The sequence below is a fragment of the Pseudomonas sp. AC083 genome, from assembly GCF_979253165.1.
Map to the genome: position 1 here is coordinate 1 of NZ_CEEDDH010000022.1, position 18,083 is coordinate 18,083.

13 protein-coding genes are annotated in these 18,083 nt (G+C 59.8%); 8 read left to right on the forward strand and 5 right to left on the reverse strand.

Annotated elements, in window-relative coordinates:
• The first annotated feature begins 378 nt into the window (after positions 1–378).
• Positions 379–567, forward strand: a complete 189-nt coding sequence (locus AC0IXA_RS24290; protein ID WP_076564031.1) for a hypothetical protein — start codon at positions 379–381, stop codon at positions 565–567.
• A 206-nt stretch (positions 568–773) separates the two neighbouring features.
• Here AC0IXA_RS24290 and AC0IXA_RS24295 read toward each other — a convergent pair whose 3' ends face one another.
• Positions 774–3,185, reverse strand: coding sequence for a glucose/quinate/shikimate family membrane-bound PQQ-dependent dehydrogenase (locus tag AC0IXA_RS24295; protein ID WP_471814646.1), 2,412 nt, complete (start codon positions 3,183–3,185; stop codon positions 774–776).
• Between the two features lie 217 nt (positions 3,186–3,402).
• Positions 3,403–4,764, reverse strand: coding sequence for a carbohydrate porin (locus AC0IXA_RS24300; RefSeq protein ID WP_471814647.1), 1,362 nt, complete (start codon positions 4,762–4,764; stop codon positions 3,403–3,405).
• 299 nt (positions 4,765–5,063) lie between these two features.
• Between AC0IXA_RS24300 and AC0IXA_RS24305 the strand changes: the two genes are divergently transcribed.
• Together AC0IXA_RS24305 and AC0IXA_RS24310 are read left to right on the forward strand one after the other, a co-directional pair.
• A complete protein-coding gene (locus AC0IXA_RS24305; RefSeq protein WP_016773359.1) occupies positions 5,064–5,294 on the forward strand; it encodes a VF530 family protein in 231 nt (76 codons plus the stop codon).
• 1 nt (position 5,295) lies between these two features.
• On the forward strand, positions 5,296–5,934 hold the full coding sequence (locus AC0IXA_RS24310) for a Pr6Pr family membrane protein (protein WP_471814648.1): 639 nt from the start codon (positions 5,296–5,298) through the stop codon (positions 5,932–5,934).
• A 119-nt stretch (positions 5,935–6,053) separates the two neighbouring features.
• On the opposite strand, the gene AC0IXA_RS24315 is transcribed toward AC0IXA_RS24310, so the two are convergent.
• Together AC0IXA_RS24315 and AC0IXA_RS24320 are read right to left on the reverse strand one after the other, a co-directional pair.
• On the reverse strand, positions 6,054–6,839 hold the full coding sequence (locus tag AC0IXA_RS24315; RefSeq protein ID WP_471814649.1) for a siderophore-interacting protein: 786 nt from the start codon (positions 6,837–6,839) through the stop codon (positions 6,054–6,056).
• Entirely contained in the window at positions 6,836–7,411 is a 576-nt protein-coding gene (locus AC0IXA_RS24320; protein WP_024014184.1) for a PadR family transcriptional regulator, read from the reverse strand. The genes AC0IXA_RS24315 and AC0IXA_RS24320 overlap by 4 nt, the downstream gene beginning before the upstream one ends.
• A gap of 495 nt (positions 7,412–7,906) precedes the next feature.
• Between AC0IXA_RS24320 and AC0IXA_RS24325 the strand changes: the two genes are divergently transcribed.
• From AC0IXA_RS24325 to AC0IXA_RS24345, 5 genes are all read left to right on the forward strand, one after another.
• Positions 7,907–8,398, forward strand: coding sequence for a CS1 type fimbrial major subunit (locus tag AC0IXA_RS24325; protein ID WP_125925662.1), 492 nt, complete (start codon positions 7,907–7,909; stop codon positions 8,396–8,398).
• A gap of 110 nt (positions 8,399–8,508) precedes the next feature.
• Positions 8,509–11,031, forward strand: a complete 2,523-nt coding sequence (locus AC0IXA_RS24330) for a CS1-pili formation C-terminal domain-containing protein (protein WP_471814650.1) — start codon at positions 8,509–8,511, stop codon at positions 11,029–11,031.
• A gap of 120 nt (positions 11,032–11,151) precedes the next feature.
• Positions 11,152–11,895 carry a molecular chaperone gene (locus AC0IXA_RS24335; protein WP_471814651.1) on the forward strand — a complete coding sequence of 248 codons (744 nt, stop codon included), beginning with the start codon at positions 11,152–11,154 and terminating at the stop codon, positions 11,893–11,895.
• 33 nt (positions 11,896–11,928) lie between these two features.
• Positions 11,929–12,429 (forward strand): CS1 type fimbrial major subunit, encoded by a 501-nt coding sequence (locus tag AC0IXA_RS24340; RefSeq protein ID WP_341638874.1) that lies wholly within the window; start codon positions 11,929–11,931, stop codon positions 12,427–12,429.
• A gap of 47 nt (positions 12,430–12,476) precedes the next feature.
• Positions 12,477–13,721, forward strand: coding sequence for a hypothetical protein (locus AC0IXA_RS24345; protein ID WP_471814652.1), 1,245 nt, complete (start codon positions 12,477–12,479; stop codon positions 13,719–13,721).
• 144 nt (positions 13,722–13,865) lie between these two features.
• Here AC0IXA_RS24345 and AC0IXA_RS24350 read toward each other — a convergent pair whose 3' ends face one another.
• On the reverse strand, positions 13,866–17,009 hold the full coding sequence (locus AC0IXA_RS24350) for a transglycosylase domain-containing protein (RefSeq protein ID WP_471814653.1): 3,144 nt from the start codon (positions 17,007–17,009) through the stop codon (positions 13,866–13,868).
• Positions 17,010–18,083: the final 1,074 nt, after the last annotated feature.

The following is an 18,083-nucleotide window of genomic DNA, read 5'->3' on the forward strand; positions in this document are numbered from 1 at the left end:
GATCTACACCATACACTGTTCGTCGGCAGCGTCAGATGTGTATAAGAGACAGGTGTTTCTGCGTGTGTGTTCAGGTTTGCAAAGTTTTTGACCTTGTTAACCTTGGCGGCCTTTGGGCGGTGGCAAGATCCTTCAGGTCGGCACGGATGCCTAGTGGAATCTAACAATGTCTTTGCATAACTAGCGAAAAACGCGAGTGTTGGTTAGCTTTAACTATTAAATGGAGTTTTGATGGGTTCCGTTCGGCTTATTTCGAACTGGCCTTGAGCCCCTGTAATTTCTGACAGTAGACAACTGACTCAATCGTCCGAAGATTGCAGTTCAATCTCGAACGCCAGAGCGGTGTTCGAGAATTTACCAACGTCAAGGAATCGAACCATGAGTCATACCGATACGAAATACAGGGATTTCATCATTCGCGAATATTCTTCCGACACACCGGGTTTGCGTTTCCAGGTGATCTACAGCGAAACGGAAAAGAGTTTGTTGCTGGAGACCCGCAAGCACGCCGAGCAACTGATCATTGATCGATTGCAAGGGATGGCAAATGGAGGAAAAGCCTTTTGATGCTGTCGGGTCAACGCTGACGACGAGCGTTCGAAGGTTGCGATCTTTTGATTTTTTCTTGAAAGCACCGAATTGCCCAAGGCGAAGTGGACAGACTTCATTGACGCCATACACCTGGGTGCGAATGGAGCATGTTGGGCAGTCCTCCATGTAAAAAGGCGCCCCCCTCACAGGGTGGCGCCTTCTTTTTTACCGCCAGCTAACGCTTATTCCGGCAGTTTGTACGCAATGATGTAGTCACCCATCTTGGTACCCAGCGAGCCGTGACCGCCAACAACGAGCAGCACGTATTGCTTGCCGTCCTTGCCGGTGTAGGTCATCGGAGTCGCTTGGCCGCCTGCTGGCAGGCGCGATTTCCACAGCTCTTTACCGGTATTCACGTCATAGGCGCGCAGGTACTGGTCGAGGGTGCCGCTGAGGAAGCCGACGCCGCCGGCAGTAACCATCGAACCGCCCATGCTCGGTACGCCGAGGGTGAAGCCGATCGGGATTGGCGAGCTGTCGCGGCTGGTGCCGTTCTTGCGTTTCCACACGACTTTGCCGGTGGTCAGGTCGATACCGGCGACGTAGCCCCAGGCCGGGGCCTGGCACGGTACGCCCAGTGGCGACATGAACGGGTGCATGATCACCGCGTATGGCGCGCCGGTGTTTGGCTGCACGCCCGAGGTTTCGCTCTCGCGCTTGCTGCCGGCTTCGACTTGCTCGCGTGGCACCATTTTCGAGACGAAGGCCATGTAGTTCGGGCTGGTGAACAGCAGCTGGCGAACCGGGTCGACCGAGACGCCGCCCCAGTTGAACACGCCGACGTTACCCGGATAGATCAGGCTGCCCTGTTCCGATGGCGGGGTGTACTGGCCTTCGTAACGCAGTTCCTTGAACTGGATGCGGCACAGCATCTGGTCGAACGGGCTGGCGCCCCACATGGCTTTTTCGGTCAGGTCCGGGGCCAGCAGGTTGAGGTCCGAACGGGCCTGGGTCGGTGCGGTGTGGTCGCCTTTGACAGCGCCTTGAGGTACCGGGATTTCCTTGATCGGAATGATCGGCGTGCCGTCACGACGGTCGAGGACGTACAGGCTGCCCTGTTTGGTCGGGGCAATCAGCGCAGGTTTCACGCCGTCGGCGGTTTTCATGTCGAGCAGGGTAGGCTGGCTGCCGACGTCCATGTCCCACAGGTCATGATGGGTGAACTGGTAGTTCCAGCGCACTTTACCGGTAGCCAGATCCAAGGCAACGAGGCCGGCGCTGAATTTCTCGGCGCCCGGGGTGCGATTGCCGCCCCATTGGTCAGGGGTCTGGTTGCCCAGTGGCAGGTAGACCATGCCGAGTTTTTCATCGACGCTGGCCAGCGACCACATGTTCGCCGAGTTGCGGCTGTAGGTTTCGCCCGGGGCCAGAGGCTCGGTGGCGTCCGGCTTGTCGCTGTCCCAGTTCCACACCAGGTGACCGTCGCGCACGTCGAAGGCGCGGATCACGCCCGATGGCTCGTTGGTCGATTCGTTGTCGGTAACGTGACCGCCCATGATCACCAGATCACGGGTGATCGCCGCTGGCGAGGTGGAGTAGTAGCCGCCGGCGGTGAACGGGCCGATGCCTTGGGTCAGGTCGACCACGCCTTTGTTGCCGAAGCCTTCGCAGATCTTGCCGGTGTCGGCGTTCAACGCAATCAGGCGAGCATCAGCGGTTGGCAGGTACAGACGACGCGGGCAGGCCTGAGCAACGGATTGGCCGGCTTCGGAGATGACAGCGGAACCGGCGTTTTCAGACTTGGCATAGGCGGCTTCGTCGTAATACGAAACGCCACGGCAAGTCATGTGGGCGAAGCCCTTGAAGCCGACCGGGCTCTTGATCTGTGGATCGAAGCGCCAGATTTCCTTGCCGGTGTCCGGGTCCAGTGCCAGCACTTTGCTGTGCGCGGTGCAGGCGTAGACCATGCCGTTGGCTTTGAGCGGAGTGTTTTCGTTGGTCAGCTCGACCGGGTCATCGGCAGTTGGCAGGTCGCCGGTCTGGATGCGCCAGGCTTCCTGCAACTTGCCGACGTTTTCCGGGGTGATCTGCTTGAGCGGCGAGTAGCGGTCACCGAACTCGGTGCGACCGTACGCTTGCCAGTCGCCATCCGGCATGGCCGGTGCGGTGCTGGTCATGTCCGCGCTGTCGCGGCCCAGTTCACCGAAGGTTTCGCCCGGATGGGTGAACAGGCTGGCCAGAGCGGTAACGCCGGCCAGGATCACAGCGACGGTCAGGCCGCCAGTGCCGATTTTCGCCGGGCCGCTGAGCAGCAGCGGACGACGGAACCACGGCAGCAGCATCACGAAGCCGAGGACAAACCACAGCGCCAGACGCGGCACCAGTTGCCACCAGTCCAGACCGACTTCCCACAATGCCCACACGGTGCTGGCAAACAGCACGATGGCGTACAGGCCCAGCGCCGCGCGGCGACGCATCAGCAGCAGGATGCCGCTCAAAGCGATGCCGATACCGGCCAGCAGATAGTAAAGCGAGCCGCCGAGCATGCTCAGCTTGACTCCCCCGGCCAGCATGGCCAGGCCCATCAGTAGAAGCAGGATGCCGAGCAGGCCCGGTAGCAGACGGCCCCGACTCGAAGCACTTTCGGTGCTCATAGTGTGATTCTCCGTGACGTTTATGTAGTCCCGCGCTGTAGTCACTTTAGATGACGATTTGGCGCAGGCATGGTTCAGATAAAAACTTGTTCGGCTAACGAAATGCATTCCTGTGGGAGCGAGCCTGCTCGCGAAAGCGGTGTATCAGGCAACACTGCAGCGACTGACAGGCCGCCTTCGCGAGCAGGCTCGCTCCCACAGGGGGTAGCTGTGATCTTTAGAACGACGACTGGATCTTGATCCCGCCAATCAGGGCGTCGTCGACGTCGTTCACGCCACCGGGGTGGCGGATGTATTGCAGGTTCGGGCGTACGGTCAGCCAGTTGGTCACGTGCACGCCGTAATACAGCTCGGCGCTGTATTCGGTGTCCTGCGGTGGCAGGAACGCCGGATTGTCGTAGTCGTAGACGGCGTTGGCGCGGTTGGTCATTTCGGCGTTCTTGCGATAGGCCGGGTTGACGTGCACACGAGCGAGGGCGAAACCGATGTCATCCTTGGCGCGGGCATCGAACGGACCTTTGTAGGTCAGGCCGGCCTGCACGTAGTTGTCGATGGCGTTGGTTTTCTTGTCATGCATCGTCGCGTTGGCAAACAGGCTCAAACCGCGCGAGTGGTCGCTGGCGATACTAGTCACCTGTTGCTGCACGCCCAGCCATACGCCGTGCTTGCTCGACGCGCTGCGGTAGGCTTCGCCGCTCAGCGCTGCCGGTTGGCCGTTCTGGTCTTTATAAACGTCAGAGGCCTTGGCATTGCTGTAGTAGTAACCGGCGCGGTATTCGCCCGGCAGGCCGTTGAGCTTCGGCGTCCACACCAGTTCGACCGGCAGGATCGCGCCCTGGGTGCCGCTGCCGCTGAGTTTGAAGCCGTTGCCGCGATCGAGGTTTGACGGGTTCTGCTCGTAGGCGCCGATCTGCGCATACAGCTCCGGCGTCAGGTGATATTTGACCCGCAGCGCCCACTGGCTGACCGGCCAGTTGTACCAGATGCCGCCGACCCAGTTGCCGACCTGCGAGCCGCAGAACGCGAGGTTCTGGAAGTCGCAAGGGAAGCTGTTGAAGTCTTCGCCTTCGCCGAACCGGCCGACCTTGATGTCGAGCTTCTGATCGAAGAATTTCTGCTGGTACCACATCTGCGTCAGGCGCGTGGTCTGGCCACGGCCCCAGACTTCCTGGGCGGAAGTGAAGCCGCCAACGCGTGGATCGTTGATGCGGTCGTTGCTGATGTTGTTGCCGCTGCGTTTGGTGATGGTCAGCTGAAATTCGGCGTCGTTCCAACCGAGGATCTTCTGCAGATCCAGATGGGTGCCGAGGCCGAACTGGTCGCTGTAGCGGGCAGTGCGGTCGTGATCGTAACCGCCGTGCAGATTGCTGCCCATTTCGCCGGTGTAATCGAGTTTGAAGTCGTAGCCTTTTTCCGCAAGTTGCGTGCGCGTGCCGTTCCAGTCACCGAGCATGTACGGTGATTCACTGTCGAAGGCCGGCGCCGCGTGGGCACAGGTAGCCAAGCCAAGGGCGGTGCAGCCGCCAAGGGTGCGCAGGGCAGAGATAGCGCTGTCTCGGGAGAAGGAAAAGTCAGGCATGAAGAAGTCTTTTTTTGATGTTTTTCGAGTGCAGGCCGAGCGCTTCAGATTGTCGCAGGCAGTGAAGCGTTTCAGCGGAAGGGCGGCAGGATAATGATCTGTAACAAATTGAGAAAGGGCTTTTGCAAACATGCAGCGTTTCGGATTCGGTAACAGTGCGGCAAACGGGCGCATTGTGAGTCGGGCCACAGCCTGCGACCTTCCCGGGTTGGCCTACATTTGCAGGAAGGCCTTCCACCCGCTCGGCCCCTCGGCTAAGGTGCGCGGCTTCTGCATATCACTTCGCCCAAAGGCCCGGCATGAACGAACAATCCCCCGATCCGCTGCACGGCGTGACCCTCGAACAGATCCTCAATGCACTGGTGACTCACTACGAGTGGTCGGGGCTGGCCGAGCGTATCGACATCCGTTGTTTCAAGAGCGATCCGAGCATCAAGTCGAGCCTGACCTTCCTGCGTAAAACCCCGTGGGCGCGGGAGAAGGTCGAGCGCCTGTACGTGAAGCTGATGCGCACCAAGCGACCGCTCTGAGATGGACAGCGCGAGGCGCCAACGCCTGATCACCGGCCTGGCCGTGCTGGGCTGGGCAGGGCTGGCAATTCAGCTGTACCTGATTCTCTTCGCACGATTGAGCATCGGCGCCAGCCTGCTGGGCGGGCTGGTGAGTTTCTTCAGCTACTTCACCATATTGACCAACACCCTGGTGGCGACGGTGCTGACCTGCGCGGTCACCGAGCGCGAATCCGCCGCGCGGCGCTGGTTTCTGCAACCGTGGGTCAGCAGCGGGATCGCTGTGAGCATCGCCGTCGTCGCTCTGGCCTACAGCATCCTGCTGCGGCATTTGTGGCATCCCGAAGGCTGGCAGTTTGTTGCCGATGAATTGCTCCACGACGTCATGCCATTGCTGTTTCTCGGCTATTGGTGGTGCTGCGTCCCCAAAGGCACGTTGCGCTTGTGGCACTTGCCGCTGTGGCTGATCTACCCCTTGGTGTATTTCATCTACGCCTTGCTGCGCGGACATCTGCTCGGCGCCTATGCGTATCCGTTCATTGATGTCGCGGTGTTGGGTTATCCACAGGTGCTGGCAAATGCCGGGGGGATATTGGTGGGGTTTGTGTTGGTGGGGTTGCTGATTATCGGCCTCGACCGCAGATTGTCCGCACAAAGTTGAGATCCAGTGTGGGAGCGAGCCTGCTCGCGAATGCGGTGCGTCAGTCAGCAAATCTTTCGACTGTGCCGACGCCTTCGCGAGCAGGCTCGCTCCCCAAGGTGATATGGGTCAGGAAGAGATCACTCTTCCTCAGAGCCTTCCGCCCGCCAGTAGCCAACAGCCTTGATGAACTGTTCATCGAGCCCATGCTCATCGATCAGCACCCGGCGGATCTGCCGTGAGACCTTGGTCTCGGTCGCTACCCAGGCATACAGATTGCCCTTGGGCACTTGCAGTTGTTTGACCGTCGTCAGCAGGTTGTCCTTGCCACCTTCACGCAGCACCCAGATCACATTGAACTGCGCCGCGCTTTCCAGCACTTGCTGTTCGGCACCGTTTTCCACCTCGATCACCACCAGCGCCTTGCGATTTGCCGTCAGACCTTCGAGGCGGCGGGCGATGGCGGGGAGGGCGGTTTCGTCGCCGATCAGCAGGTAGCTGTCAAAGATGTCCGGCACGATCATCGAACCGCGCGGCCCGCCGATATGCAGGAACTGCCCCGGTTGCGCCTGTTCCGCCCAGGTCGAGGCAGGGCCGTCACCGTGCAGGACGAAATCGATGTCCAGCTCCATTTTTTCCAGGTCGTAACGACGCGGTGTGTAGTCGCGCATCTCGGGCATCGGCCCGTTGTCCTTGCCGGCGCCGAGTTGCATCGTCTCCAGCGCGGCAGCCTGTTCGGCGTTCTGCGGGAACAGCAGTTTGACGTGATCGTCCGTCCCCAGGCTGATGAACCCGGCCAGTTCCGGCCCGCCGAGCGTGATGCGGCGCATGCGCGGGGTCAGGTGGGTGACGCGCAGCACTTCAAGTTTGCGCCGTTTGATTTCGTGCATCACGCGGTAAATGGTTTGAGTATCGACTGCAGTCATTCGGCTTTCTCCGTGGCAGGTTGAACGGCAGGGCCGTCGACGATGGCTTTGGCGGTGTCGTTGAGCAGGTCGCGCACGCGCAGGATTTCCTCGGCGCTCCAGCGCCCGTGGTGCAGTTGCAGGGCATGACGCAGGTTGTGCACCGCTTCGTGGATTTCCGCCGGACGATCATGCCCGCGCAGCGAGCGCTTGCTGACGTCGATGCGCATGCGGACGCCGTCGAGCGCTACCGCTTGTTCACTTAAAGACAAACGACCGGCGTCGGTGACGCTGTAACGCTTTTTGCCGGCCTCGGCATCACCGGCGATCAGATCGCTCTCTTCCAGAAAGGTCAGGGTCGGGTAGATCACCCCGGGGCTGGGGCTGTAGGCGCCGTCGAACATGCCTTCGATCTGGCGGATCAGGTCGTATCCGTGGCAGGGCTGCTCGGCGATCAGCGCCAGCAACAGCAATTTCAAGTCGCCGGGGGCGAAGACTCGCGGGCCGCGGCCGCCGCGTTCGCGACCGGGGCGCTTCTCGAAGCCATCGCGGCCATCGCCATGCTCGCGGTGGGGGGAATGATGGTCTCTCATTTCGCTTCTCTTTCGTCGTATTTAGATACAACTTAAGATATATCTTAATCGCTGTGCAAGACGTTTTTAGCCTCTGGCGCCGCTCGGCGGACGAGCGGTCGGCGTAAAAAAAGCCACAAAACTCTTCCCTATCAAAAAATAAAAAGGGGTGACCTTAAAGTTAAAGTTATCGCTCTAGTTGTGCTTGAGTATATATTCTAATTTCTCGCAAGTTGCCGCGTTAAAGCGGTTAAGTTGCTGTATGGTTTTTTGCCTGTAGCTGTGTGTAGGGCGCAACTTACAGCGAATGTTGCAAGTATCTGTTTTTTGTTCTTTTTTCTGGCGGGGTGTGGGGTTGTTTAACTACAAGTTTGTCGGAAGTTGCCTGCTTACATTCCAGAGGCAACAGTCGATGATGCCCGGCATTGAAAGTTCAAGTTGCTTCAGCGGTCGACGAGCAAAAGGTTATGAACTTTCAATGACACCCCCTTATATAAAGCAAACAGGTACTGAACGATGTTCAAGAAATTCGCAATCGCTGCTCCACTGGCTCTTCTGGCAATGTCCTCCACTGCCTTCGCTGCGGGCGAGGCGTCGCACTCCATCAGTCTTGTCGCCACAGTGCCAACCACCAGCTTCTTTGTGGTGCCGGTCGACCCTGATCTGGTCAACAAGGACCAGGACATGAGCTACAACCCTGCCACCGGCAAGATGACCGAGGTCAAAGGTTACTTTGACGTACGTAACACTGACGGCTCCGTTCACGCCAGCCTCAATGGCATCCCTATGCTGCAATCGGGTGTCGATCAGATTGCCCTGGACGTTGAATTCAACGGCAAGATTCTTACCCAAGTGCCACAAATGGTTGTGGGTGAAGATGAATCCGACAGTAGCTACCGCGCATTGCTGAAAATCGCTCCGCGTGCCAGCTCCACATACGCGCCGGGTGATTACACCGGAACTATTGCAATGGTTTTCGATGCGGTACCTCCGGTCGGTTCGCGCTGATCGCATGATCGTCTGCTAGACGCCCACCTTCACCGTGGGTTTGACCGCGGGGCAAACATCCGTGTTTGCCCCGACGGACTTTCATTGTCTGAAAATCAGAGTACGAGTTCATGTTCCCGATGACACCCATCGCGGCTGCGCTTGCGCTGTTGTTCTGTGCCAGCGCAGTCATGGCTTCCGACGCCACCGGTACCACGCCACGCAGTTTGCTGGCGCAGGCCAAAGGCTTGCCGGCGGATTTCGAGGAGCATTTCTTTGATGTACCGCTGGCGGTGCGGGTCGAAGTCGATCAGCAGCCGCTGGGCGAAGCCATGGTGGTGCTGTCGCGAGATGACCGCATCACGCTTCTCGAATTCACCGATACCAGCGAAAACCGCTTTGGCCCGGCCGAGCGGGAAAAGTGGGCGAGCTACCTCAAACCCGGTGTGCCTCTGGGCGCGTGCAGCGGTTCGTGTCCCGATCAGTTTCTGGCGGTGCACTACAACCTGCAAAGTTCGCTGGTTTCGATCCTCACTGAAAATGCCGAGCGCGATGTTCAGGCCAAGCGTTATTACGAGCAACCCGATGGCGGCAGTCGTGGCCTGATGGTGCGCAATCAACTCAATCTCAATGGCGGTCAGGATCAGGATCTGGGTGGGCGCTTCGGCCTGGAAGCCAGTTCCAGTCTGGGCAACTGGAGCCAGACCCTCAACCTGCAAATGGCCCGGCTCGGCGGTCCTGACACCAAGCTGTATCACGCCGTGCATGAGCTGCACACCCAGCGCGAACTGCAAGGCAGTTTCTTTCGCCTGGGCTATTTCACCCCCAATTCCGAAGGGCTGATGCGTCAGCCGCGCACGTTCGGCACCAGCCCCGACACCGCTGTAGGCCTCATGTATGGCAGCTCCGACAGTCTGGCGATCAACACGCCGATGCCGAGCGTGTATCCGATCTACGTGACCGCCAATCGTCAGGGGGCAGTGGAAATCTGGCGCAATGGTTTGCTGATCAACACGCAATCGGTGCCCGCCGGTCTGCAGTCGCTCGATACGCGGCCGCTGCCGGGTGGCATTTACGAAGTGGAGGTTCGCCTGATCGAGGACGGCCAGATCACCTCCACCACGCAGGAACTGGTCTACAAGCCGAGCAACTGGCGCAACCTCGATGAGCGCTGGCGCTACAACGTATTTGCCGGCGAAGAAAGCAAACTGTTGAGTAACTGGGACAAGCAAAGCAGTGGCAGCCCGACCGCCGGTGCATCGCTCAACTATCTGTTGCATCCGCGGGTGATTCTCGGCGCATCGGCGCGGCAAATTCGCGAAAAGCTGCAGTACGGCACATCCATCGACTGGACGCTGGCCAACCACCTCAGCCTGTATGCCAATGTCTACAAGACCGAGGATTACGGCACCGGTCTGGATCTGCAAAGCCTGTACAACTACGGCGCGGGCAGTCTGGTGATCAGCCACAACCGCAGCTGGCTCGACACCACCAACACCTACGAAACGCTGCCCGACGGCACACGCGTTCGTCCGCGTAACGTGTTCGTCGGCCAGACCAGCAATTCATCGCTGGCGCTCAATCATCGGGTGAGCAGCAAGAGTTCGGTCAATGCCCGGGTTTCGCACAGCGAAGGCAATGTCGAAGGCATGGGCCTGGATCTGGGTTGGACCCAGCGCACTGTGCTGCTGGGCAGTGATGCCAGTTGGCGCCTGTCGGTCTTTGATCGTCCGGGCAGTTTCAGCAGCGGCGATGCGCGCAATCGCGGGATCGATCTGAGCATCAATCTGGCGCTCGGCGCGCCCGGTCAGCAGCTCACCGGCAGCATCGGCTCACGCACCGCCCGTGATGGCGAGCGCGACAACAACGCCTCGCTCGGCTGGCGCAAGGATTTCAAGGATCACGTGCTGCAAAGCGTCTCGGTCACGGCGCTCACCGATACCTACGGCCTGGGCATGTCCAGCCTGGCCAATTTCCGCACCGATGCGGTCAACGGCGATGGCTTTATTCAACGCTCGTCCTACAACGGCAATTTCACCGGCGGCCTCAACCTCGACAGCACGCTGGTCGTCGGTGGCGAGCGGATGCTCATGACCAATCACAGCGAAGTGCGCGGCGCCGGGATGATCGTCGATGTCGAATCGGACATCGACGACATCGTCCTGCGTGCCGACGACTATAGCGGGAGCAGCGCTGCCTTGAAGCCGGGGCGCAATTTCATCCCGATCACGGCCTATCAGAACAGCTCCGTGAGCTTCGACTTCGAGGGCAATAACGTGCCCGCAGCGACCATCGAGCCGGCGCGCACTCGCTATCACCTGAACAAGGGCGGGGTGGAGTATCGCAAGATCCGTGTGATGAAAACCCTGACAGTGCTCGGTCGACTGATCGATGAAGCAGGGCAGCCGCTCAAGGGCCATCATGTGATCAACCATGCCAGCCGTGGCGTCACCGAGGTCGACGGGTTCTTTTCAATGGAGATGAACGCCGGTTCGCCGACCCTCGAAATCCGTCGCGATAATCGCTTGCTGTGTCAGTTCCGCCTCGATGCCAACCAGTACCGCAGTGAAAACAACGTCCTGATGATAGGCGATCTGCGCTGCACGCCAGACACCGTGGCCGACGTCGGTGTCACCGCGCAGAAGGCGGGCTGAACCGATGACCAGGTCCACATTTGGGCGACACGCGCAGCGGCAATATCAGCGTTATCCGGGAAGCCGACGTATGAACGTGCGCGCCGGCGCCTTGTTCCTTTTTTTCATGGAGTTGAAGTGATGAACCGTGGTTTTTTGCTGGGCGTGCTCAGCGTGTTTTGCCTGACGGCGCAGGCCGGGCCGCAGATCAATGTCGGTACGGTGTACGACTATATGGATGGCGACAAGAGTACCTATCTGAAACGGGTGTTCAACAGCGGCGATGCCACCGCGTTCGTCAAGGTAAACGTTCTGGAGATTGTCTACGATGCCGACGGCACGCCGAAGGAAATCCCGGTTGAGAACGCTGCCGACGGCGCTTCGCGCAACGGCCTGATGGCCAGCCCGGCGCGGCTGATCGTCCCGGCCGAGGGCATGCAGGGCACCCGCTTGCTGTACATGGGTGAACGCGATCGCGAGCGTTACTTCCGCGTGCGATTCGTGCCGGTGGTGCCGGAAATGGAAGACGAGTTCGCTGTCAGCCAGGAAGAACGGGAAGACTACAAAAAGGCACTGACGGCCGGGGTCAACGTGATGACCGGTTTCGGCACGGTGTTCTTCGTACGGCCCAAGGACGCACGGTTCGCCACGACGATCAATGAAACCGACAGCCGCTACGAATTGCGCAATGACGGCAACACCGTGGTGATTGTCGACGAGTTCAGAAACTGCTCGTTGAGCGACGAAACCGACTGCGGTGTGACCACCAAACACCATGTGCTGGCGGGCAAGACGTTCGCTTTCGACAAGGAAAAGGGCCGTGGGTACCGCTTCTTCCTGATCGAAGGCAGCGAGAAGAAGAACCTGACGGTCAGCAGCCGCTAGGTCTGCTTTTCATTGACGCAACGGGTAACCAACATGATCAAGCAATGCACCGTCGTCGCGCTGATAGCCGCGGCGGCTCTGACCAGCGATGCGGCCTGGGCGGCTCGGGAAGCACACACGTTCGAAGTGACAGTGGAAGTGCCAAACCGTTCGTTCTACATCATTCCCGCGGTGCCGGACTGGATTCACCGACCGCAGCGGCTCGACTGGAATCACTCGACCTCAAGCCTGGGCAGTGTGCGCAAGTACTTTGATGTGCGTCACGACACCAGTGCGATTGAAGCGCGGCTGGAATCCGCGCCCTACCTTTCGAACGGTCGGCCGGCAGACGATATCAGTCTGCGCGTGACCTTTAACAAGGTGGAGCTGAGCGCCGAGATGGCGCCGCGCGAGGTGGTGTCGCAGGCCGAGGCCGCTGCGGGGACACGGGTGCTGTTGCAGATCGACCCGATCAGCCCGGAGGGCGGCTACCGCCCCGGGGATTACGCCGGCAACGTGCTGTTGCTGTTCAGTGCCCGAGCGCCCGGCGAGTGAGATGGCTCGCGCAATGCTGGTATCGAAGTATTTTCTGGAGACCACCCATGATTTTTTCTAGCGCCCCGGGCATCCGCCCATGGATCGGATTGCTGTTGACGTTGTTCAGCGCTGCGGCAGCGGCCGAAGTGCACAACATTGATGCCACCTTCGAGCCGGACTTTGCCAATCCGCAAAAAAATCAGTTCAAGAATCAGACCCCATCCCAGGGGTTCTGCCGTCAGGTACCGGCAACGTGCGAGTCTTTGGGGCTGTTCAGCCTGATCGCGCAAATTCCGTTCGCCGCCAATGCACCGATTCAGGCCAACCACGCCGATCCGCGCCAGGGTGGCATGGCCAAAGTGCCGTCCGACTGGAGGACTGTTTCGGTGACCAACGCTGCCGGTGATAGCCACGTTGTCGAGGTGAGAATCGCCGGTGTTGGTCACGAGGCGGGCTTCCCGTTGTCGGTCGTCGAGCTGACCGGAGGCGGCTGGTGGGATGACTTGTGGGAGGGCGGCGGCTGGGTCTACGCTCCGCCACCGTGTCTGAGTGTCGGTACCCATACAGCGGGATATCATGGTTACAACAGCTTCTGGAGAGTTCCGGAAGGGGCGGGGGCCTGCGCCAAGAAAGCTCAGTTCGATATACCGCTTGGCATGAACTATCAATATTTCGTCTTTGCCTACGAACTGCGCACGCCGGATCCGCTGAAAATGGATGCTGGCGACTACACCGGTGCCATTACCTACACCGTCGGTCCGAACATGGATTTCGACATGGGCGATGTGATGATCCCGAACGACTCGATTCTGACCCTCAATTTCAATTTGAGGGTTACGCACACCATGAAGGTCGATATTCCTCCCGGCGGCAACCGCGTGGCGCTGCAACCGGTGGGCGGTTGGCAGTCGTGGCTGAACGAGGGCCGCAAGCCGACCCGGCTGATGCGTGACCAGACGTTCAATATCTCGGCCTCGAGCCGCTTCAAGATGAACATCGAGTGCCAGTACTTCTTCGTCAACGACTGCTTGATACGGGAATCGGGAACCGGCCATGCGGTACCACTGGAAGTCAGTGTCAGCCTGCCCAACGGGCTGACCGATGGCGCCGGACAAGCGGTCAATCGCCGGCGATTGCTGCGCGATGGCACGGGCACCGAGTTGTTTCAGCCGAGCTTTTATCTGGACCGCAAGGTGGGCACGCTGCATTTCGAAGTGGCCCGCGATGCGGTGGAAAGAATGATCAGGGAAGGGCAAGCGCGCACCTATTCGGGCAATGTCACGGTGATCTGGGATTCAGAGGTAGGTTAAGCGCGATTCCGGTCAAGCAGCCCATGCCAGTCTGGCTGCGTTCAGACGCTTGATCGGGTCCCAGCGTCTTGCGCGGCTGAACGGGGCCAGCCTGGCAGGACTCCTCGCGGTCTTTGCGACGGAAGCAAGAGCAGTAATGCGATGTCATCCGGACAGGATTGCCAACTGCGCCGGCCCGGTGGTAACCACGGGTGGATTTTCCGCCGGACGACATTGCGAGTCACTGCCCGGTTGCAGATACGGCGTGAGAATCGGCGCCATGCCCTTGAGCACCTGCGTGGGCAGGGCCGAGGTGAACTTGAAGTTCTCTGCCGAGCGCCCCGGGACGAACGCGGTGAGGGTGCCGAAATGGTGATCGCCGATGTAGAACACGAAGGTCGCCGTGCGGTTGATCGACTTCGAACTGATAATCCGCCCGCCGGAGCCGATCGCCGCAATGCGGTTGTCGCCGGTGCCGGTCTTGCCGCCCATGGCCAGCGGCGTGCCGTCGGGCAGTTTGAAACTGCCGGACAGCCGTTTGGCGGTACCTGCATCGACCACTTGCGACAACGCCTCGCGCATGGCTCTGGCCACTTCCACCGGCATCACGCGTTTACCCACGTGCGGGTCGTTGACCAGTCTGGTTTCGTACGGCGTATCGGCGGCGAAATGCAGGCTGTCGATGCGCAGCGTCGGCATGCGTACGCCGTCGTTGAGGATGGTGCCGATCAGCTCGGCGAGCGCGGCGGGACGGTCGCCGGAACTGCCGATGGCGGTGGCCAGTGACGGCACCAGGTGATCGAACGGGTAGCCGACTTTTTGCCAGCGCTGATGAATGTCGAGGAACGCTTCGATCTCGAGCATGGTGCGAATGCGGCTGTCGCGCGCGCCTTTGTGCCGGCTCTTGAACAGCCAGCTGTAGACTTCCTGACGTTCAAAATGGCTGGCCTTGACGATCTCGCTGAAGGTCGCTTCCGGGTGATGCAGCAGATAACCCATCATCCACAGGTCCAGCGGATGCACCTTGGCGATGAAACCCTGGTCGGGCAAATCGTAACTGCCGGGGCCGTAGGCATCGTAGAGGCGGATCAGGCGGTCATCGGTGAGTTTCTCCTTGAGCTTGGCGCCTTTGAGGTGGGCGCGAACAAAGCTGTTGAAGTCTTCCTGGCTGGCATCCGGCAACAGATAACGGTGCACCGCCGCCATGCGAATCGGCGTCGGGCGGATGCTGTCGAGGAAAGTTTCCAGGCGCGCCTGGGTGTCCTTGTTCTTGTACTTCTTCCAGAACTTGAGCAGGAACGAGGTGCCTTCGCGGTCGGCGAAACTGGCCAGATATTCCTGACGGCGCGGGTCGCGATCATCCTTGAGCAATTCGCCGTTGGGGCCTGAGTAGGTGGTGTAACGGACGATGTCGCGCATCAGCCGAATGAACGGCAGGTTGATCGACTCGCGCAGCGAATCGCGCAGGGTCGGCAGGCGACCGTTGTCCTCTTTGCGGAAGTTGTTGAATCTGTGCAGGCCGCCGCCGGTAAAAAACGCCTCGCCGGGGCTGGCTGAATATTTGCGATCCAGCGCGGCGCCGAGCAGCTTCGACAGATCGTGATCCTTGTTCTGGATCAGGTAGTCGATGACCCAGCGGCTGAGGCGGTCCTGATCGGGCACTTCGACTTTTTTCAGTTCCGGTCCGCTCATCGTGCCGTATTTGTCGTGCAGCTCGGCGACGATTTGCAGGTACGTGGTCAGCACACGCATTTTCGCCGTGGAGCCGAGTTCGAGCTTGCTGCCTTCGTTGATGTCGAACGGCTGATCGGTGCTGTCGGTCTGCACGCGTACGCGCGAGCCGTCCGGGGTCAGTTCGAACAAGGTGAAGCTGTAGCGCACTTGCGTGGTGCTGGTCGGCGTCAGCAGGCGTTCGCCGAGCAGACCGATTTCCGCGGCATAGGCCGGGTCGGCAAGTTTTTTCAGATAAGCCGTGGCCTGGGTTTGCAGATCGCCCTGCAGGGTGCTGGTGGCTGACAGGTCGAGACGATCGAGGTCGTAAAGCGGCCGGTTGAGCATGCTCGCCAAACGACTGCGGGCAACGCTGATGCCTTTGTTGGTTTCAATCGGCTGCATCGTTGGCTGGGTCTGCCAGTCGCGGTATGACACGGTGCTTGCCAGCGCGGCGTCGGCCATAGCGCTGTCGATCACGCCGTTCTGCTTGAGCAGGCGCAGGTGGCTGTCGGTGAGGCTGGCCAATTCGTCGCGGCCCTTGGTCAGGTAATGCGAAGGACGGCGCTGGGCGATCATCAGCGAGAGCATTTCACGCAAGGCCAAACCTTTGGCGGCCATGGTCTGCGGATCGGTCTTCGGGCTGTTCAGTTGCTCGTTGGCCTTGTTGAAATCACTGCCGTACCAGACCCGCAAACCTTCGGCCATGCCGTGCACTTCACCGTGGCCGGGCACCGCCGAGAGCGGCACGCTGTTGAGGTAGTCGCGCACGATGTTCTGCCGCGAACCGAGGGTCTGCGGGCCATCCTGATAGGCGCGCACGCTGGCGGAAATCATCTGGCGGATCTTCTCCGCGCCCGACACGGTCAGGCCATCGGGCGAGTGGCGATACTTTTCCAGTTGCGTTGCCAGGGTACTGCCGCCGGCGGATTGCCCGGGCAGGCGCAGCAGTTTCGCCACTTGCGACCACGCGGCCATGCCGAAACGCGGCCAGTCGACCGCCGGGTTGGCCAGCGGTTGTTTCGGATCGAGCAGAAAGCGGTTTTCGATGAACAGCAAACTGCTGACCACCACCGGCGGAATCGCCGCGAAATCGGCATACAGTTGCTGCGGATAGTTGTATCGATACAGCGGCGCGCCTCGGCAATCGGTGATCGACAGCCCGGCCTGGATCTTTTCCGAATACGGCACGAACAGGCCTTTGTCGGTGTAACCGAGCAGGGCAGGGGAGAAGCGTGTCTGCTCGGTGATCACATAGTTGCGCTTGAGCAGGCGCGGCAGGAATTCGTCCAGAGAGCTGTAACCCAGGCGCAGATCGAACGGCCCGTTGCCCGGATAACGAATCGCTTCGCTGGGGCCGGGTTCAAGTTTGTAGGTCAGCGAAGCGGCGTACTGGCTCAGCTCTCGCGCTTGAAAGCGCGAAGTGCGCATTTCCTTGGACGCAGCGAGTCCCACCACCACCGCAATGATCAAAAACAGCAACCAGAAAGCCTTCCACCCGTGCCGGTTGCGACGGGGTTTTTCAGGGACAGGCGCTTCATTCACACTTTCAGTCTGAACCACGGTTTTACTCGAATCGGTTTGCCACAAAGCGCCCATAGTCGACTGATCCATTCACGCAGATTGATCGGACTTGTCTGAAGCTTAGACGGTGGTTGAAGCCGGTGAAAAAAATGTGAAGAGCGGAGCCGGCGCTTTATCTGAATAAAACCGGAACAAACACTGTGGCGAGGGGATTCATCCCCGCTGGGCTGCAAAGCAGCCCCAAAACCTGTCACCACAGTTTCTACAGGCACACCGCGTGTGAGCAAATGGCGACTGCTGCGCAGCCGAGCGGGGATAAATCCCCTCGCCACAAAGATGCTGTTCACATTCCAAGGATGTGTCTGTGTGAGCAATGGACTCCCTGTGGCCAGCAGATTTATCAGTCTTGCGGGAACTCCCGTGGCGAGGGGATTTATCCCCGTTGGGCTGCAAAGCAGCCCCAAAACCTGCCACCACAGTTTCTACAGGCCCACCGCATGTGAGCAAATAGCGACTGCTGCGCAGCCGAGCGGGAACTCCCTGTGGCGAGGGGATTCATCCCCGCTGGGCTGCGAAGCGGCCCCAAAACCTGCCACCACGGTTTCTACAGGCCCACCGCATGTGAGCAAATGGCGACTGCTGCGCAGCCGAGCGGGGATAAATCCCGTCGCCACAAGGATGTTGTTCAAATCCCCATGATGTGTCTGGGTGAGCAATGGACTCCCTGTGGCGAGGGGATTCATCCCCGCTGGGCTGCAAAGCAGCCCCAAAACCTGCCACCACGGTTTCTACAGGCACACCGCATGTGAGCAAGTTGCGACTGCTTCGCAGCCGAGCGGGGATAAATCCCCTAGCCACAACTAGGCTGTGCACATCCCGGGATGTTGTCTGTGCGAGCAATGGATTCCCTGTGGCCAGCAGATTTATCAGTCATGCAGGAACTCCCTGTGGCGAGGGGATTGATCCCCGCTGGGCTGCAAAGCAGCCCCAAAACCTGCCAGCACGGTTTCTACAGGCCCACCGCATGTGAGCAAATGGCGACTGCTGCGCAGCCGAGCGGGGATAAATCCCCTCGCCACAAGGATGTTGTTCAAATCCCCATGATGTGTCTGGGTGAGCAATGGACTCCCTGTGGCGAGGGGATTCATC

Coding starts and splice junctions, on each gene's coding strand:
- AC0IXA_RS24290 (WP_076564031.1), top strand. CDS start 379: ATGAGTCATACCGATACGAAATACAGGGATTTCATCATTCGCGAATAT.
- AC0IXA_RS24295 (WP_471814646.1), bottom strand. CDS start 3,185: ATGAGCACCGAAAGTGCTTCGAGTCGGGGCCGTCTGCTACCGGGCCTG.
- AC0IXA_RS24300 (WP_471814647.1), bottom strand. CDS start 4,764: ATGCCTGACTTTTCCTTCTCCCGAGACAGCGCTATCTCTGCCCTGCGC.
- AC0IXA_RS24305 (WP_016773359.1), top strand. CDS start 5,064: ATGAACGAACAATCCCCCGATCCGCTGCACGGCGTGACCCTCGAACAG.
- AC0IXA_RS24310 (WP_471814648.1), top strand. CDS start 5,296: ATGGACAGCGCGAGGCGCCAACGCCTGATCACCGGCCTGGCCGTGCTG.
- AC0IXA_RS24315 (WP_471814649.1), bottom strand. CDS start 6,839: ATGACTGCAGTCGATACTCAAACCATTTACCGCGTGATGCACGAAATC.
- AC0IXA_RS24320 (WP_024014184.1), bottom strand. CDS start 7,411: ATGAGAGACCATCATTCCCCCCACCGCGAGCATGGCGATGGCCGCGAT.
- AC0IXA_RS24325 (WP_125925662.1), top strand. CDS start 7,907: ATGTTCAAGAAATTCGCAATCGCTGCTCCACTGGCTCTTCTGGCAATG.
- AC0IXA_RS24330 (WP_471814650.1), top strand. CDS start 8,509: ATGTTCCCGATGACACCCATCGCGGCTGCGCTTGCGCTGTTGTTCTGT.
- AC0IXA_RS24335 (WP_471814651.1), top strand. CDS start 11,152: ATGAACCGTGGTTTTTTGCTGGGCGTGCTCAGCGTGTTTTGCCTGACG.
- AC0IXA_RS24340 (WP_341638874.1), top strand. CDS start 11,929: ATGATCAAGCAATGCACCGTCGTCGCGCTGATAGCCGCGGCGGCTCTG.
- AC0IXA_RS24345 (WP_471814652.1), top strand. CDS start 12,477: ATGATTTTTTCTAGCGCCCCGGGCATCCGCCCATGGATCGGATTGCTG.
- AC0IXA_RS24350 (WP_471814653.1), bottom strand. CDS start 17,009: ATGGGCGCTTTGTGGCAAACCGATTCGAGTAAAACCGTGGTTCAGACT.